We start from the raw sequence: 17857 nt of genomic DNA, 5'->3' as shown, positions 1-17857 counted from the left end.
ATTCATACTAGCTCCTGACCGAGCCGTTTTTTCCAATAATCAAAGTGAAGATAGGACATGATCTCCATCAGAGAAAGATAGACAAACTGATAGATCTGATTTAAGCTGATTATCAACTGATATTGTTTGAAAAATGACTGGAAGAAAGACCAGATATGACTGTCTTGAATCAGTCCCTTCTTAACATCAGACAGGATATTAGCTAAAGCTCCCAAGGACTGAAACGGTAAATCCTTGACATTTATATAGATCCGGTCCACCACATCATTCAGACTGGTATCTTGGATGGCATGAAATTCTCCAAAGAGAACTCCTGCCGCTCCAAGAGTAGAAACAAATTCCACCAAATAATTTCTGAGGAAATTTTCTCAACCTTTTCCCATAATGTGTTTAGTGCCATCCATAACGATCCCAACCAGAAAAAGGAAAGAAAACAAGCAAAGAAATTTTGCCGTAAATCCCAAAAAGCTTCAAGACTTGGTGTTGTTGGTTTTTCTAACTCTTTTCCTTGAACCGATCACACCAGCAATCCCACCAGCAATAGCAATGAGAACATCCCAAATGGTTGGAGAGGTTCGTGCGATCAACTCGCTACTTGCATAAGACAAGGGAGAAATCCAGAAATACAGAGTCGAGACAAGCAAACTGACCAACACTTGAGTCAATAAAACCTCTAGAGATTGCTTGATTAAACGCGTATCAAAAATAGCTAAACCGAATCCCAGTCCAACAATCGGTGTCATGAGAGGTGAAATTAACATGGCTCCAATAATAACAGCTGTTGAATTCATATTTAGACCGATAGAGGCAATAAAAATTGCACACATCAAAATCGCTGTATCTCTCAATCGAACATGAAGGTCATCGTATAATTTCTCACGGTATTCCCGTGTTGAATAATTTCCGTTCATTGGTTACTCCTTTTATTTTATATAATCTTGTTTCTGCATGGATGATGGTAGAGAGACTTCTGTCCAATCTTACATATTTTTCTTCTCACCTGTTATTCTTTTGAAAATTATCTTTTAAGTATCCGTCAGTCCATCCTTTATATTATATCAAAAATTTTACAGTTTTTCTCTGACGAAATCTATCAATTGAATAGATAGATGAAGCAAGAAATTTTTGTTTCCTTATCCGAAGAAGGAAAAACGGTATCTCCTGAACCTTGATACTATGCGTTTTATTCTTTATAATTTAGCTATTTCAAAATTACAAGTTCTCCATTCTTAATTTCCCAAACTTGGTCAAACTTACTTAATAATTCGTTTTGGCGATGTAAAGTAACAATGACGGCACTTGGTAGTTCCAGAACTCTTTCCAATTCCATTTTAAACTGATTAGTATCCAAGGCAGAGAAAGGTTCGTCTAGGATAAGCAATGGATTTTTACGATTTTTCTCACGATTTAAATACATTCGTTGTTGCTGACCACCTGACAGGGATTGTGGTGGAATTTTTTCAAAATCTTCTTCTCTGAATTTTTCATTGAAACTATTGAATAGTGTTACATTATTTTCATAACTCGAAATAAATGTATGTTCTTGTTGCAGAATCATACCGAATCTTCCCCAAAGATGGTCCAAAACAAGCCCATCTAGCACAATTTGTCCTTCAAAATCTTCATCTGTTCCATTTAAAATGTTGAGAAGACTACTTTTTCCAGAACCATTCTTACCAATAAGCGCAATTTTATCCCCTTTTTGAATCGTAGCGGAAGTAATTATCAATTTTGATTCTCCCAGTTGTTTGGAAATGTTTTTCAAAGTAATCGTATCAAAAGAATGTTGAGGTGCTTGAACTGAAACGGGTCTCCCAACAATGTTTTGAAAACTCTTGATTACAGGCTTTACGGACTCTAACATTTGTAAATCATAAAGGATTTCCTGTATTGGTTCAGAAAAAGCATTAATATATCCGAAACTCGCCACCACCTCAGGAATACCGAGTTGCTGGTGAGATAGAGAGTAGGCTAAATAAATAAACAGAACAAGACTAATGAATTCAAAAGAAACACCTGTCAATAAGATGCCTGTAATTTTTGTCAAACCATACTTAAAATACTTATCCTGCAAATTCTTTAGAGAACTCTTTTGTTGATTCAAAAAATGCGACATAGTTAGTTTATTTACCAAATGATGTCCCATGAGCAAATCCTCCAAAGTTCGATAGTAATCTCCTTGTTTTTTCAAGTAAACCTGTCTACGATTAGCGGTCAACTTCCCAACGATTTTAGGAATTTGAATACTAATTCCAGTAGAAAAGATTAAAATCAGTGATACAATAGGATTAATTGTTCTGCTAATAATGAAAGCGTAAATGATGATACGTAAAATTTGTTTGATAAAACTCATCAATGGAGGAAGGTAATCCTTTTCCAACGAATCTAGGTCATTAGATTGATAGGAAATATACTCTGCTACTGTTTTCTGCTTGAAATCGTGGTGACTGAGTCCCAGAAGTGAACGAAACCACTCATTTTTCAAAGTAGTCGAAAAGATAATTCCCTGCTTCCAATCAAGTATCATTTGGATATAGTTACAACTCAAATAGCCTGCCACTGACATAGAGTAACCATATAGAGCTACTTGATAATCCCCTTTGATTAATGCCTGCGTGAAATACGGTAACAAAGCTGTGCAGATATTCGATACTACACCAAAAAGAAAATTAAAGAAGAGATACCATCTAATAGTTTTAAGATATGGTAGCATATACGATACTCCTTGCTAATGCGTTTTTTTACATATCGCAGAACAATCTCTACTATTCCCTATTTCAGATAGTGCGATACTCGGACATTGAGTGCAATAATTGTAAATCACACAAGTACTGCAGTTTTTACTATCATTCAAAATATAATTTGCTATTTTGTAAAATATAGGTCTATCCCATGTTTCTTTGATAGATGTAAAATGAATATTTCCAATACTTCTATTGAAAGTAAGCTTTTTCAGTTTTTCTAACGATTTAGGCTATTTCGTGACACACCCACAATCCGTGAAAATTCTGGTTATATCAGATTATGTGATTTTCGTAAGAATTTTATATTGTCTCCAATCATGGCAGTCTCCTTTTACTTGATAAAACTATTATAACATTTAGAAATTAAAAACTGGTTCAAAATCAATAGAATGTGTGTATTCGATACATTCAATAAATTCTTGGAAACAGTTCTACACCAGTTACACAAATCTATATACACCTATCTCATTCAAAATAAAAAGAAAGCTGTAGTTCTTTTAATCCTGTATCAACGATTCATTCTGAAATCGAATAGGAGACATTTCCCAAGTCTACAATTCACTTCATCTCAAATTAATTTTTGTAATTCACCCTTAGTTTATAGATTTTATACTCAACAAAAGTATAAAGCATACAAAACTTCACTTTGAACCAGTATTTATACTATATCCCGTATCAAGAACTCTATTATTATTTTTCTAAAATACAATTTTCAAATATCCTGAAATATAGGAAAAAGAGATTGTGTAAAAACTCAATCCCTGTAAAAAATGGTTTTCCCCCAGTCTCTTTTCGTCTATGCTCACTCAATTATTAGATTCATGTCAGCAAACTGAATCCGTACTATCGTTCCTTTTCCGACCTCAGACTCGATACGAATCTGGTGCCCCAGTTCTTCAGAAATTTTCTTAGATAGGTAAAGTCCAAGTCCAGATGACTGCTGGGTTAGGCGGCCATTATATCCTGAAAATCCACGTTCAAAGACTCGGAGGACATCACTGTTTTTTATCCCTATTCCTGTATCCTTGATACAGAGTTCTTGCCCTTCCATATAAATCTCCAGACCACCTTCCTTGGTGTACTTGAGACTGTTTGAAATAATTTGCTCAATGACAACTAGCAGCCACTTCTTATCCGTCACGATTTCTTTATCAAGGTCATGTAGATTGACATTTAGTCCTTTTTGAATAAAGAAAAGAGCGTATTTACGAATTATTTCCTTGACCAAATCCTCAATTTGAACCTGCTTTAAGACCAAATCATCATGGAAACTTTCTAAACGCAGGTACTGTAAAACTAGATTAGTATAGGAGTCAATCTTGAAAATTTCCTGTTCTAATTGCTGCTTCAGTTGTCGGTCGGCTACTTCTGCAACTAAGAGCTGACTGGCTGCAATGGGGGTCTTAATCTGATGGACCCACAAGGTATAGTAATCCAGCAAATCCGTCAGTTTTCTTTCGGCATCTGACCTTTGCTGATAGAGTTCCATCTCACGCGCTTCTAATTTTTCTGCTAAAGCTATTTCTAAAGGAGATTTGGCTTCCCTCTCTCCGTAGAGAAGTTCCTTGCGATAGACCTGCATCTCCACCAATATGTCCCAAGTGAAAAATAAGATGGTTACAAAGCAGCACAAGAGGAAAAAGTAGAGAAAGTAAATTCCCAAACTGGCAAATAAAAACTGAAAGAGCAAAACCAGAAATGCCAAAGAAAGCAGATAGACAAACAGACGACTACGGGAGCGCAGATAGGCTAGAAAAAATTGTTTCCAATCAAGCATGCTTCAGTCCGTACCCTATCCCTTTCTTGGTCTCGATAAATCCTACCAAGCCCTGCTCTTCCAATTTTTTACGCAAACGAGCCACATTGACAGAGAGGGTATTATCATCAATGAAAAAGTCACTGTTCCAAAGTTCACGCATCAGGTCGTCACGCGCTACGATATTGCCCGCATGCTCAAACAAAACACGTAAAATCTGGAATTCATTCTTGGTCAAATTCAAGACTTGTCCTTGATAATGTAAATCCATGGATTTGGTATTGAGGATAACACCAGCATATTCTAGTAAACTCTCGTCACGCCCAAACTCATAGGAACGGCGCAACAAGCCCTGAACCTTGGCTAAAAGAACCTGCTGGTCAAAAGGCTTGGTCACAAAATCATCCGCCCCCATATTGATTGCCATAACAATATCCATAGCCTGGTCTCTGGAAGACAGAAACATAATCGGCACCTTGGAAATCTTGCGAATCTCCTGGCACCAGTGATAGCCATTAAACAAGGGCAAGCCAATATCCATAAGGACCAAATGAGGTTCCGACTGGACAAAAAGACTCAAAACTTCCATAAAGTCTTCTACCAAGACCACTTCAAATCCCCATTCAGATAGCATTTTCCCGACCTGTTGACGAATAACCTGATCATCTTCTACTAGTAAAATCTTGTGCATGCGCTCCTCCTTTGCTAATTTTATGAGTCTTAAATCCTTTAGTATAAATAGAGGGTTTAGTATCTAATACTTTTTTGACATTTCCTTGTCACAACAGCTCAAAAACAGATAGTGAATAACCCCATTGATATCATACCTTATTTTCAGACATAGTGCCAGCCCTACCCTTTTATTTTTAATTTTTTCAACCTTTATTTCAGTTCTTTTATCCATCCCCTTAACCAAAATTTATCTCTATTCTTCCAAACCTTGAGTGTAGTTAAAACGACACTCTATACTCTTCTAACATTGAAAAGCTCCTTATCGAGTGGTATCCGTAAAAAGCTCTAGCTTTCAGATTGACAATCTGAAAAAGATTTGTTAAGATATGAATGAACGAGATTTAATATTCATTCAGAAAAGAGGTGAATCAAATTGGACAAAAAACAGGCTTTGAAATCCGCAGCTTATGAAGTTTTTTCAAAAAAAGGATACAAGGCGACAGGAATTTCAGAAATTGCTAGACAAGCTCATATGGCAGTCGGATCTTTTTATAACTATTACGAAAGTAAAGAAGCTATTTTTCTAGATATCTATATTGATGAAAACAACCGTGTTCGCCAAACTATGATCGAAGAACTGGATTGGGAAATTGATATGATTGATCTTATTAGTCAACTCTTTGCTCAATCCAGAGCACTCGTTTCTTCCAATAAAATCCTTGCAGAATGGTACAATCCTGCCATAGCAGTTGAGTTGCATAGCTACTATTCCTCAGAAGAAGGGAAAGTCACGAATCCATTTCATCAATTTCTCGTGAAAACCTTTACTCATCGTTTACAGGCTGAAGGCCATTCTCCAGAAAAAATTCAAGATATTTTACAAGTTTACAACCTATTTTACTACATGGATATGCATATCACAGAAAACGATTTTCCAGATATTAGCAAAACTGTAGAAATACTAGCAACCAACTTCATTAAAGGAATACTTAAATAAAGAAATCTTTTCTTTATTTTTTGGAAATTATTGAATGAAAAAAAATATTATTCATTCATGAAAAATTACTACACTATAGGAGTTAAAAATGAAACGAGGGAAAAAAATGTTCATAATTATTCTAACTACACTTGGAGTACTCGGCTTTATATCTTGGGGAATCATTACCTATCTTGGACGAAGTCAAACTTTATCGATAAAATCCATTGAAAATCCCAGCGGAGATTTGTATTTAGTTCACATCACAAAACCAAAAAATCAAATATGGAAAGCTGGCTCCTTTGCTCAGTTTAAGCTTCCTGACAGTGCGTTTGGTCCAGACAAAAGTCCAGTAAAGGAAAATCAGGCTAGCCGATGGCTAACCCTTGCTTCCACTCCTGATGAGGATGAAATTCTTATTGTAACCCATAATAGTGGTAGCGTGTTTAAGGAAACCTTAACACATTTACCAGCTGGTAGTAAAATTGAAATGAGGTGGCTGGAGTCATCTTTATCTGTTAAAGACAATGACCAAGCACTGGTTTGTTTTGCCTCTGATGTCGGTATTTCTACTCTACGTCCAGTTGTGAAAGAGTGGGCTGGTAAGCGCTCCATCATTCTTAATCATTTAGACAAAGGAGTAAACATTTTTGATAATGAGTTAAGAGAGCTTAGTAAGAATAATCCGAATCTAACTTATAAAACTAGCGAAAACTCTTCTCAAAGCCAAGCATTTTTAAAAAATGCGGTTGTGAAATACGGCAACCAAGCTATTTATCTCTTAACCGGCCAACCTGATGATATAAATGAGATGAAAAATTTCTTAAAAGAGAATGGGATTGACGACAAACAGATACAAACAAGTATGTTTAGAGGTTTGAAATAAAAGCAAACTGTCTTCTATGTATCTGAATCATATCATTATAGATTGGTATGTAGAGACCATACAAACTAACTAGTAAATTCTATGGAATTGTGATAAGATAATTAAAAAGAAAGGAGCTCTTATGGCCAATATTTTTGACTATCTGAAAGATGTCGCACATGATTCCTTTTACGACCTACCTTTGAATGAATTAGACATTCTATCCTTAACAGAAACCACCTACCTCTCCTTTGATAATCTGGTCTCCACAACTCCTCAGCGACTTTTAGACCTAGCATCTCAGGTTCCAAGAGAATCGAACATGTTGACCAATAAAAATCGGCTCCAGTTGTTAGATGAATTGGCTCAACACAAACGCTTCAAGAATTGCAAACTCTCCCATTTTATCAACGACATCGACACTGAACTGCAAAAGCAATTTGCGGCTATGACCTACCGCCTCACTCTCGACACCTATCTGATTGTCTTTCGTGGGACTGATGACAGTATCATTGGCTGGAAGGAAGATTTCCACCTGACTTATATGAAGGAAATTCCTGCTCAAAAGCACGCCCTCTCCTATTTAAAGAACTTTTTTGCCCATCATCCTAAGCAAAAGGTCATTCTGGCTGGGCATTCCAAGGGAGGAAATCTAGCCATCTATGCTGCTAGTCAAATTGAGCAAAGCTTGCAAAATCAGATCACAGCAGTTTATACCTTTGATGCGCCTGGTCTCCACAAAGAACTGACACAAAGCGAGGGCTATCAAAGAATAATGGATAGAACCAAGGTCTTTATCCCACAAGGTTCTATTATCGGTATGATGCTAGAAATTCCTGACCGCCAAGTCATCGTTCAAAGTACTGCCTTAGGTGGTATCGCCCAGCATGATACTTTTAGCTGGCAAATTGAGAACAAACACTTTGTCCAACTGGATAAGACCAATAGCGATAGCCAACAAGTCGACACGACCTTCAAAGAATGGGTGTCCACAGTCCCTGATGAGGAACTTCAGCTTTACTTCGACCTCTTCTTTGGCACCATTCTTGATGCTGGCATTAGCTCCATCAATGACTTGTCTTCCTTCAAGGTTATTGAACACATTCATCATCTCTTTGTCCAAGCGCAATCCCTCACTCCAGAAGAAAGGGAAACTATGGGACGCCTTACCCAGTTATTGATTGATACCCGTTACCAAGCCTGGAAAAATAGATAATACCTTTCAAAAATCAAATGAATACAAAAAAAGACCTAGAATACATATTTTCATGTACATTCTAAGTCTTTTTTAATAAAATCTAACTACCAAATAACCCCTTTATAGGCTAGTAAAATGATAGCTAATATCGGAACATAAAAGGCAAGGAAGAGCCATTTCATTTTGACACATAGAGCCACGTACTCCCGAATAAAAGCAGATGGTATGTAGTAGCCGGCTGTCCTACATCCGAGTCCATCTCCCTTCATATTTAGCTTACGAGCATAGGTACTAGTTCTAAAGACATGATAGTCATTTGTAACAAAGAGGAAACACGGATTTTCAACCAATTGTTCTCCAATTTCTTTTGAAAACAATAAATTTTCATAGGTTGTTCTGGACTTATCTTCAAGAAGAACAGATTCCTTGTTTACATCTGTCTCTTCTAAAATATAGTTATAAATAGCCTGCGCTTCAGAAATCTTTTCATCTGCTCCTTGACCACCACTGGCAATAATTTTTATGTTAGAATTCTTAGACTTGTGGTAAGCTTCTACTGCCTTATCAATTCTCCTCTTTAGCAAAGGTGTTACCTTTTCTCCGCCTAATAAACCAGCACCGTGAATGATAATAAAATCATAATGCTTCTTCTTAGGAATAAAGAGATATAAAATAGAGTACAACATAAAACCCACGAAAGCAAAACCAAAAATAAAGTAAGAATAAACGATTAATACAAATAAAATGTTTAGAAAGTGATGTGTATAAAATAATTCATTTCGATTTCCTAATCGAAATGAAATCAAGGGAAAAAATACCAAAATGACTATTCCAAAAAGCGTTGAGAGATAATTGGCTTTTGAACGTCCCTCTCGCTTCAGCAGGATAACACCATTATAGATTAGAAAGATACCACTCAAAAAAATCAGAAACGGGAGTAAAACAAAGGCAACTACATAAAAAGCTAACTGAACATTCTCATACCCATTTTTATAAAAAAGGTGGGATAGAGAAATATAACTTGAAATGAGGGATAATAAAAATAATACTGGATTCCACAAACTTCTGTTATCTTTCCAAAATGACACTATAAAGGCTAATACAATTCCTATAACGAGATACATTTCTTCCTCCTTTAATAACTACATTTTATCATAATTATCCGGTGTAAAAAAGAGGGCATCTATCCCTCTTAATCCTTCATTTGACTCTCTGCATCAGCTACGACTTGCTCTAGACTGGTCTGACCAAGCTCAGCCTCCATAGCCAGCTGGATTCTCTCCAATTTTTGATCCAAAACATCATGAATATGAGCTCCGACTGGGCAATTTGGATTTGGATTGTCATGAAAACTAAAGAGTTGACCTGTCTTACCAAGACACTCAACCGCTTGATAAACATCTAAGAGACTAATGTCCTTGAGATCCTTGACAATCTCTGTTCCCCCTGTTCCTCGCGCTACTGAAATCAACTCTGCCTTCTTCAACTGGGACAAGGTTTTTCTGATAATGACAGGATTGACCCCGACACTAGCAGCCAGAAAATCACTGGTCACCTTGCTTTCTTTCCCCTTGAGAGCGATAATAATCAGCATATGAGTCGCAATGGTAAATCTACTTGGAATTTGCATCCTCTTCTCCTTTTACGAGGCTATCCTACCTCTACTCTTCTTTTTCTTTTATTATACCCTTTTCAGTTGTAATGTCAATCGTTACCACTTTTCAACCAGGTATCTAACTCCCTATCGTAGCCCTCTTTCTGGGCCAATTCTCTCAAAAATTCCTGATGATGAGTATGATGGATACCATTGACCAGACTTTCATAATAAACCTCAAAATAGGGAAGTTTGAGATCTTTAGCCAGTTGCAATTCAGCTGCCACATCGTAGTCTACCCGTCGGAAGTCCATATCTACCAAGCCCTTGCCATCAAACTCTAAAATCATATACTGGGCCCGCAAGTCCTTCCGCAACTGGGCATCTAGAAAGAAAGGCTGGCCAATCGAACCCGGATTGACAATCAATTGCCCACCTGTCCCGTAACGAAGCAACTGCTGGTGAATATGACCATAAACAGCAATATCACAAGGCGGATTGGTCACCAAGCGGTCAAAATCCTCTTGCGCTCCAGTATGAATCAACTCTCTCCCCCAGTTCTTATCAGGCAGATGATGGCTAATTCCTACCGTCAAATCACCAAACTGACGATGAATCTGGAGTGGTTGATTGTGGAGCAGTTCAATTTCTTCTAGGGATATTTCCTCTAAAACATACTGGCACTGGCGCAAGAGATAGCGTTGACTGGGACGAGTACTATCCAATTCCTTGCGGACACCATGCCAAAGACTGTCTTCCCAGTTTCCCAAAACTCTAGCCGTAATCGGTAGATCAGCCAACAAGTCCAAAATCCTTCTACGTCCTGTCCCTGGCATGAGAATGTCTCCCAAAAGCCAGTATTCATCCACTCCTAGCTGCCGAGCATCTGCCAAAACAGCCTCCAAGGCTGTAGTATTTCCATGAATATCTGAAAGAAGAGCTATTTTCGTCATATTCATCTCCTCGTTTTTTCTCTTGCAATAAGTATAACATAAAAAGTCACAGCTAGAGAAATCTAGCTTTTTTTGATATACTAGATAAAGATATTAGACAAGAGGAAGCGAATGACCCCGAATAAAGAAGACTATCTAAAATGTATTTATGAAATTGGCATAGACCTGCATAAAATTACCAACAAGGAAATTGCGGCTCGTATGCAAGTCTCTCCCCCTGCCGTAACTGAAATGATTAAACGGATGAAGAGTGAAAATCTCATTCTCAAGGACAAGGAATGTGGCTATCTACTGACTGACCTCGGCCTCAAATTGGTCTCTGAGCTCTATCGTAAGCACCGCTTGATTGAAGTTTTTCTAGTCCATCATTTAGACTATACAAGTGACCAGATTCACGAGGAAGCTGAGGTCTTGGAACATACTGTCTCTGACCTGTTCGTGGAAAGACTGGATAAACTACTTGGATTCCCCAAAACCTGCCCCCACGGAGGAACCATTCCTACCAAGGGAGAACTCTTAGTTGAAATCAATAACCTGCCACTAGCTGACATCAAGGAAGCTGGCGCCTACCGCCTGACTCGTGTGCACGATAGTTTTGACATTCTCAATTATTTGGATAAGCACTCACTTCACATCGGTGACCATCTCCAAGTCCAGCAGTTTGATGGCTTCAGCAATACCTTCACTATCCTTAGTAAAGACGAGGATTTACAAGTAGGTATGGACATTGCCAAACAACTCTATGTCGAGAAAATCAACTAATTTCTCAAGTCCCCTACCAACCCTGAAAGTTTGATTTTCAGGGTTTTATTTTTATCATTTGATTTTGCTTTCATTTAGTTGTAGAATATTTGTTAAAAAAAAAAGAAAGATAGTTTAACCTATGAAAAAATCACTAAAAATTTTTGCGACATCTAAATGGTTTGACCTCTTTGGAGTTGCTCTGGTCGTTGGGATTGCGATTGCATCTGGTTACCTCAACTCCCGTCTCGACAAATTCGTAGACTGGGGCCCATGGACAGCTCTTGTTCCCTTTGGATTGATTTCCGTAACCAACGTTGGGATTTCCATGTTGTCCACTCGTTTCACGGGAAAATTAAGCAAATGGGGAAATTACTTTGGTATTGTCAATACGATTTTATCTGGTACCATTGATTATATCCTTGGAAATAAGGCGGCCATTATCACCTATCCTGTCACCTTCCTCATTTATACCTTTGCTATTAAAAAATGGGAAGCTTCGCAAGAAGGCAGACCCAACCAAATGAGCCAAAAACAGGTAAAATTGGCGGCCATCATCATTTCCATCATCTCCTTCCTCTTTGCCTTTGTGACCAACTATATCGGCTATGGAGGAAAGATGAATCTCCTTGCCTACGTGACAACTATTGCCTTTGCACTGTCCCTCATTGCCAATGCTTTGAATGCATTGAAACTAACAACTCAGTGGGGCTTTTGGTTGATTTACAATTTCGTTCAGCTGACAAAGGCTGGCATTCAAGGAAACTTCGCCAATATCGGAAAATACATCTTTTATATCCTCAATGCAATCGGAGCTTTATTTGTCTGGAATGATGAAGAAGTGGAACAATAGGAGGAAACTCAAATAAAGAAATCTAATAGAATCTCCTTACTAAAATTTTTTATCATTTTAGTTGTAACTTCCATTCTTTTGGAGTAGAATGAAGCTAGATAAAAGAGGGAGGTCATCTTATGAAAAAACTCTTTAGAATCCATTTTGTAGCAATTGTAGTCATTGATTTGCTACTATTTGCATTTTTTAGCACTAGACCTGAGACAGCTTTAGAATGGCTCCTGCTCACTGGTTTTATTTTCCTCCTTGCTCAAGGACTCCTGCTATTTCGCTTGGTCGTCCGACTCAATCATCAATTCGCTGAGATTTATCCTCAAATCAATAAAAAGATTCGCTTCTACTATTTAGGAGTTCTCACCATTGATTTTCTATTTTTTATCCTTTTAGCCTTCGTTAGTTCTCAGCGATTTCCCACTCTTATGCCAATCGTCACTGCTTGTCATTCTACTTTATATTATATGACGGCGGACTACCTAAGAGAAAACTATCTAGACTTTTACAACAAACATATCTCTTTATGGGAGTGCCTCTAAGGAAAAGGAGGTTTTAGCATGAGAAAAATCATCTTTATCAAAACCATTGAGCTCCTTGTTATTGATGGAATCATGCTGGCATTTTTGACATTTAAAGAGGGGCTTACTTGGGACTGGATTCTGATTTATAGCGGTTGGCTCATTTTCTTTCATCCTGTGCTATTGACCTATCTTTCTAACCAGCTTTGTGACCACTTTAGTCACCTCTATTCCCAGATTAGACCAAGATTCTGGCGTTTTGCCTTACAAATCCTCCTATGGGATAGCCTGATCATTCTCTCCTTGATATGTTTAAGTGGTATCCCACTTTTCCTTCAGGGAACTCTCCTCATCCTAGGACACCTCATCCCCTCCTATCGCATAAGCCAAAGCCTGAAAAGAGACTTCCCAAAAGCCTATCAAGAACCGATTTCATTTTGGAGTATTTTATGATAGATAAGAAAAACCAAGCCGGTTGGGCTTGGTTTTCTTATCTATTTTTAGTATCTAGGATAATGGTGACTGGTCCGTCATTGACCAGCTCAACCTGCATATCCGCTCCAAAGATGCCTGTCTGAATGGATACTTCTTGCGCTAATTTTTGATTGAATGCATCATAGAAGTCTGATGCCATATCAGGCTTGGCTGCCCCTGTAAAGGCTGGACGATTGCCTTTCTTGGTATCCGCAAAGAGGGTAAACTGAGAAATAGAGAGGATTTCTCCTTCAATATCTTTGACAGACAGGTTCATCTTGCCTTCTGCGTCTGAAAAAATCCGCATGTTGACAAGCTTTCTCACAGCATAGTCCAAATCTTCCTCTTGGTCCTCTGGTCCAACACCAACCAGCAATAAGAGCCCCTGATTGATTTTTCCCTGAACCTGACCTTCGATACTGACTTGGGCTTTTTTAACCCGTTGGATAATGATTTTCATAATAGCCTTTCTAGTAAGAGCTAGGACAATTAGCCGTTGGTCCGTTTGACAGAATAAACCTCTGGCACGCTCTTGATCTTGTCCACAACCGTAGTCAGCGTCGAGAGGTTGGCAATGCCGAAGGACACATGGATATTAGCAAATTTCATATCCTTGGTTGGTTGAGCGTTGACTGTTGAGATATTCTTAGTTGTGTTTGAAAGAACTTGCAGAACATCATTTAAGAGACCTGTACGGTTGAGGCCATAAATATCGATATGAGCCATATACTCCTTATTTGAGCTAGAGTACTGGTCTTCCCATTCCACATCAAGGAGACGTTGCTCGTAGTTTTCTTGGGCACGCAGGTTCATACAGTCCACACGGTGAATAGCTACACCACGACCCTTGGTAATATAGCCAACAATATCATCACCAGGAACTGGATTACAACACTTGGCAATCCGCACTAGGAGTCCTGAGGCACCTTCAATGACCACACCACCCTCATGCTTGACCTTGAGGGTTTCTTTATTTTCAACCTTGATCTCGCCACCTTTGACAAGTTCCTCTGCTTCCGCCTTGGCCTTGGCACGCTCTTCCTCACGGCGTTCCTTTTCAGTCAGACGGTTAAAGACGGTAATAGCACCGATTTCTCCAAAACCAATAGCCGCAAAGAGGGATTCTTCTGTCTTGTAGCTGGTCTTTTGCAGGACTTGGTCCATATGACGCTTGTCCATGAATTTATTGGCCACATAGCCATTTTCTTGGAACTGGGCCATCAACATTTCACGACCCTTGTTGACTGACAATTCCTTATCTTGGTTTTTAAAGAACTGACGAATCTTGTTACGCGCCTTGCTGGTCTTAACCATATTGAGCCAGTCACGGCTCGGCCCAAAGGAGTTGGGGTTAGTGACAATTTCAACCTGATCCCCTGTTTTGAGCTTAGTTGTCAGCGGAACCATGCGGCCATTGACCTTGGCACCAGTTGCTTTTTCCCCGACTTTTGTATGAATTTCGTAGGCAAAGTCAATCGGTCCTGAATCTTTTGGAAGGGAACGAACAGCTCCATCTGGGGTAAAGACATAAATCTCCTCAGCCAGATAGTTTTCCTTAACTGAATCGACAAATTCCTTGGCATCATCAGCCTGGTCTTGGAGCTCCATCATCTCCTTGATCCAGTTCATCCCAATGGCTGATTCCTTGCTGTTAACCTGCCCCTTGATGCCCTTCTTATAAGCCCAGTGAGCCGCAACCCCGTACTCAGCCACCTCATGCATGGCCTTGGTCCGAATCTGGAATTCAATCGGCCCTTTTGGCCCATAGACAGTCGTATGGATAGACTGGTAACCATTGGCCTTACGGTTAGCGATATAGTCTTTAAAGCGACCAGGCATGGGTTTCCAAAGCTCATGCACGTAACCCAGCATGGCATAAACATCACTTTGGGTATCCAAAATACAACGAATGGCAATCAGGTCATAGATTTCCTCAAACCGTTTTCTCTTATCCTGCATTTTGCGGAAAATCGAGTAAATATGCTTGGGACGACCGTAAATCTTTCCATTTAGATGACGATCTGTCGTATATTCCTCTAATTTTGTGACCACCTCATCCACCAAGGCTTCACGCTCTCTGCGTTTTTCCTTCATCATATGGGTAATCTTGTAAAACTCCGTTGGATTGAGATAACGGAAAGATAGGTCTTCCAATTCCCATTTGACACTGGAAATCCCCAAACGATGGGCAAGCGGGGCATAAATTTCCATTGTTTCTTTGGAAATACGCTCCTGCTTGTCTTTTCGAAGGTGTTTCAGGGTCCGCATATTGTGCAAGCGGTCAGACAGTTTGACCAAGATAACGCGGATGTCCTCAGACATGGCCATGAGCATCTTGCGGTGGTTTTCAGCCAACTGCTCTTCGTGAGACTTGTATTTAACTTTACCAAGCTTGGTAACCCCATCTACGATTACCCGCACATCAGGACCAAACTCTCTTTCCAAATCGTCCAAGGTCGCATCAGTATCTTCCACCACATCATGCAAGAAACCACAAGCTACTGTTACAGCATCCAACTTGAGCTTAGCTAAAATACCTGCCACTTGGATGGGGTGAATGATATAAGGCTCACCTGATTTGCGATATTGACCACTATGGCATTCAACGGCGTAAACCAAGGCCTTATGGACAAAAGCCACATCTTCTTCCGATAAATATTTCTGTGTTAAAGCGACAACTTCATCGCCTGTTAAATTCACTTCTTTTGGCATCTCTACTCTCCAATTCTTCCTACCATTTTATCACTTTTTTAAGAATATGAAAACTAGAAAAAGAGGATTCTAAAGCTTATTCAGTTTGTTGGGAAGGAGGATAAAATAATATTCACACTAAAACAACAAATTTATATAGTTCTTCATCTAACTTTGTTTTGATATTGTCTGCGTTAAAAGTTAGTAAAATGAAAATACTTTCTTCTTTTTCAATAAGAAAAGATTTGATATTTTGGTAATTTTCTAACTTTTTTAGTGTATAATGGTAATATGAACAGTTTTTTTTACGATAATTACTGAATTTTCATCTCTCTAGAAAGGTATCTCATATGAAATCACACAAAGGACTGACACTTTTAGCTTTGGCTGTTCTTGGCTTATCCAGTCAAGTCGTTTCGGCTGATGATACGAGTCATTCTATTAGTAACCATATTAGTAGTTCTACAACTACTTCTGCCAGCAATTCTCAAGCTAGTACAGAAACTTCGACAAGTACAGCTAGTTCAAGTGAGCAAGAAAGCAAACCTTCTCTTTCTACGGAAACCAAACCTAATCAACCTATACAAACTGGCTGGGTAAAAGAGGGGAACAAGTGGACGTTTTACAGTCAAACTGGGGTCAAATTTATAGATACTCTCTATGATGGTTATTTCTTTGATAGTCATGGCTACTTGCTTGAAAACACTTGGTACCAAATGGGAAATAATTGGTACTATATCAATGGTTCAGGTAAATATTTATCCAACCAATGGAGCCAAATCAATGGCAAGTGGTATGCTTTTGATGGCTACGGTAGAATGTTGGCCAATGTCTGGAAAGGCGATTACTACCTCAAATCCAGCGGAGCTATGGCAGATAAGGAATGGGTCTACGACCAAGGCTACTCTAGTTGGTTTTACCTCAAATCTGGCGGACGCTATGCTCAAAAACAATGGATTGGTTCCTACTATCTTAAATCTGGTGGCTACATGGCCCATAAGGAATGGATTTATGACTCAGACTATCAAGCTTGGTACTATCTTAAGGACGATGGTGTCTATGTTACAGGTACCTATGCTGTGGATGGTAAAAACCAGCTCTTCCTAGGGAATGGAAAATGGGTTCGTGAAGTAGCACAAGGTTTTCAAAAAGGACATTACTCTAAAACTATCTTTCTCGATCCAGGTCACGGTGGTAAGGATCGCGGGGCTTATTACTATGGCATAGCTGAAAAAGAATTGAACCTACAAGTTTATCGTAAGCTACGTAAGAGATTAGAAGGACTCGGCTATACCGTTCTCACCTCTCGAGATAGTGATATAGACGTTGATTTCATTACCGAGCGTTCTCGTATGGTCAACAAGACCAATGCTGACTTTTTCATTAGCCTTCATTTCAATGCAAAAGGAAATGATACAACCGTTAACCTAGGTATCCAGACCTATTCTTACAAGGATGAACCTGGTTTCCCTAGCAAGATTAACAAGGATTGGCACAACAATCCTGAACGGATGAGTGAAAGTAATCGTCTCGCAGCTGATATCCATTCTTCACTACTGGCTGAAACTGGAGCTAGGGATGCTGGGCTCTTGCAAGCAACCTTTGCTGTTCTTCGCGAAACAGCCAAACCAGCTGTTTTGCTAGAGATGGGATATATGGATAATCCAGAAGAAAACCAAAAAATCCGCAGTAGTGACTACCAAGATAAACTGGTTGAAGGGATTATCAAGGGAATCCAAAAATATTACGCAGGGAATTAAAGCAGTCTAAGCCTCGAACTCATTCGGGGCTTATTTTTCTTATCCAAACCATATCCTTCTTTCTAGAA

General features: G+C 38.9%; 17 protein-coding genes and 2 pseudogenes. 8 read left to right on the top strand and 11 right to left on the bottom strand.

What is annotated here, in order from left to right; all coding sequences use genetic code 11:
- Positions 1–2 precede the first annotated feature (2 nt).
- The 6 genes and pseudogenes from NMM17_RS04420 to NMM17_RS04395 form a co-directional block, all read right to left on the bottom strand.
- Complete coding sequence (locus tag NMM17_RS04420; protein WP_000397556.1) at positions 3–344, bottom strand: hypothetical protein; 342 nt, start codon at positions 342–344, stop codon at positions 3–5.
- Positions 269–502 (bottom strand): annotated as a pseudogene (locus tag NMM17_RS04415) (TMEM175 family protein); the annotation flags it as partial. The pseudogene NMM17_RS04415 and the gene NMM17_RS04420, both read right to left, overlap by 76 nt.
- A pseudogene (locus NMM17_RS04410) lies at positions 483–911 on the bottom strand (DUF389 domain-containing protein); the annotation flags it as partial. The pseudogenes NMM17_RS04410 and NMM17_RS04415, both read right to left, overlap by 20 nt.
- A gap of 290 nt (positions 912–1201) precedes the next feature.
- The gene (locus tag NMM17_RS04405) at positions 1202–2713 is read right to left on the bottom strand and encodes an ABC transporter ATP-binding protein (protein ID WP_004242726.1); all 1512 of its coding nucleotides are present in this window, start codon (positions 2711–2713) and stop codon (positions 1202–1204) included.
- A gap of 833 nt (positions 2714–3546) precedes the next feature.
- Positions 3547–4521 (bottom strand): sensor histidine kinase, encoded by a 975-nt coding sequence (locus NMM17_RS04400; protein WP_254753915.1) that lies wholly within the window; start codon positions 4519–4521, stop codon positions 3547–3549.
- Positions 4514–5191, bottom strand: a complete 678-nt coding sequence (locus tag NMM17_RS04395) for a response regulator transcription factor (RefSeq protein ID WP_000548991.1) — start codon at positions 5189–5191, stop codon at positions 4514–4516. The genes NMM17_RS04400 and NMM17_RS04395 overlap by 8 nt, the downstream gene beginning before the upstream one ends.
- 414 nt (positions 5192–5605) lie before the next feature.
- Here NMM17_RS04395 and NMM17_RS04390 point away from each other — a divergent pair, with 414 nt between their 5' ends.
- The 3 genes from NMM17_RS04390 (at position 5606) to NMM17_RS04380 (ending at position 8229) form a co-directional block, all read left to right on the top strand.
- Complete coding sequence (locus NMM17_RS04390; protein ID WP_254753914.1) at positions 5606–6169, top strand: TetR/AcrR family transcriptional regulator; 564 nt, start codon at positions 5606–5608, stop codon at positions 6167–6169.
- Between the two features lie 88 nt (positions 6170–6257).
- Positions 6258–7034, top strand: a complete 777-nt coding sequence (locus NMM17_RS04385; protein ID WP_203213406.1) for a ferredoxin reductase — start codon at positions 6258–6260, stop codon at positions 7032–7034.
- 121 nt (positions 7035–7155) lie between these two features.
- On the top strand, positions 7156–8229 hold the full coding sequence (locus NMM17_RS04380; protein WP_001273805.1) for a DUF2974 domain-containing protein: 1074 nt from the start codon (positions 7156–7158) through the stop codon (positions 8227–8229).
- Between the two features lie 86 nt (positions 8230–8315).
- On the opposite strand, the gene NMM17_RS04375 is transcribed toward NMM17_RS04380, so the two are convergent.
- The 3 genes from NMM17_RS04375 to NMM17_RS04365 all read right to left on the bottom strand — a co-directional run bounded on the left by NMM17_RS04375 (position 8316) and on the right by NMM17_RS04365 (position 10758).
- Entirely contained in the window at positions 8316–9335 is a 1020-nt protein-coding gene (locus NMM17_RS04375) for a YdcF family protein (protein WP_000281612.1), read from the bottom strand.
- Between the two features lie 68 nt (positions 9336–9403).
- Positions 9404–9841: an Rrf2 family transcriptional regulator gene (locus NMM17_RS04370; RefSeq protein ID WP_001166795.1), complete on the bottom strand. Its 438-nt coding sequence runs from the start codon at positions 9839–9841 to the stop codon at positions 9404–9406.
- Positions 9842–9915: 74 nt separating this feature from the next.
- On the bottom strand, positions 9916–10758 hold the full coding sequence (locus NMM17_RS04365; protein ID WP_000160946.1) for a metallophosphoesterase: 843 nt from the start codon (positions 10756–10758) through the stop codon (positions 9916–9918).
- Positions 10759–10869: 111 nt separating this feature from the next.
- Between NMM17_RS04365 and NMM17_RS04360 the strand changes: the two genes are divergently transcribed.
- From NMM17_RS04360 to NMM17_RS04345, 4 genes are all read left to right on the top strand, one after another.
- Positions 10870–11520, top strand: coding sequence for a metal-dependent transcriptional regulator (locus NMM17_RS04360; protein ID WP_000188513.1), 651 nt, complete (start codon positions 10870–10872; stop codon positions 11518–11520).
- 121 nt (positions 11521–11641) lie between these two features.
- A complete protein-coding gene (locus tag NMM17_RS04355; protein ID WP_000749118.1) occupies positions 11642–12352 on the top strand; it encodes a nicotinamide mononucleotide transporter in 711 nt (236 codons plus the stop codon).
- Positions 12353–12471: 119 nt separating this feature from the next.
- On the top strand, positions 12472–12885 hold the full coding sequence (locus NMM17_RS04350) for a hypothetical protein (protein ID WP_000732793.1): 414 nt from the start codon (positions 12472–12474) through the stop codon (positions 12883–12885).
- Between the two features lie 18 nt (positions 12886–12903).
- Entirely contained in the window at positions 12904–13317 is a 414-nt protein-coding gene (locus NMM17_RS04345; protein ID WP_001226105.1) for a hypothetical protein, read from the top strand.
- A gap of 37 nt (positions 13318–13354) precedes the next feature.
- Here NMM17_RS04345 and dtd read toward each other — a convergent pair whose 3' ends face one another.
- Together dtd and NMM17_RS04335 are read right to left on the bottom strand one after the other, a co-directional pair.
- The gene (gene dtd / locus NMM17_RS04340) at positions 13355–13798 is read right to left on the bottom strand and encodes a D-aminoacyl-tRNA deacylase (RefSeq protein ID WP_000691420.1); all 444 of its coding nucleotides are present in this window, start codon (positions 13796–13798) and stop codon (positions 13355–13357) included.
- Positions 13799–13827: 29 nt separating this feature from the next.
- Positions 13828–16050, bottom strand: a complete 2223-nt coding sequence (locus tag NMM17_RS04335) for a bifunctional (p)ppGpp synthetase/guanosine-3',5'-bis(diphosphate) 3'-pyrophosphohydrolase (RefSeq protein ID WP_033686835.1) — start codon at positions 16048–16050, stop codon at positions 13828–13830.
- A 329-nt stretch (positions 16051–16379) separates the two neighbouring features.
- On the opposite strand from NMM17_RS04335, the gene NMM17_RS04330 reads away from it, so the two are divergent.
- On the top strand, positions 16380–17789 hold the full coding sequence (locus tag NMM17_RS04330) for an N-acetylmuramoyl-L-alanine amidase (RefSeq protein ID WP_000835271.1): 1410 nt from the start codon (positions 16380–16382) through the stop codon (positions 17787–17789).
- Positions 17790–17857: the final 68 nt, after the last annotated feature.

Source organism: Streptococcus sp. CF7_Ac1-12, from assembly GCF_024295905.1.
In the GTDB taxonomy this organism is placed as follows: Bacteria; Bacillota; Bacilli; order Lactobacillales; family Streptococcaceae; genus Streptococcus; species Streptococcus mitis_AP.
The sequence above is the reverse complement of the archived record's forward strand: the minus strand, read 5'-3'. Positions and strand labels throughout refer to the sequence as shown.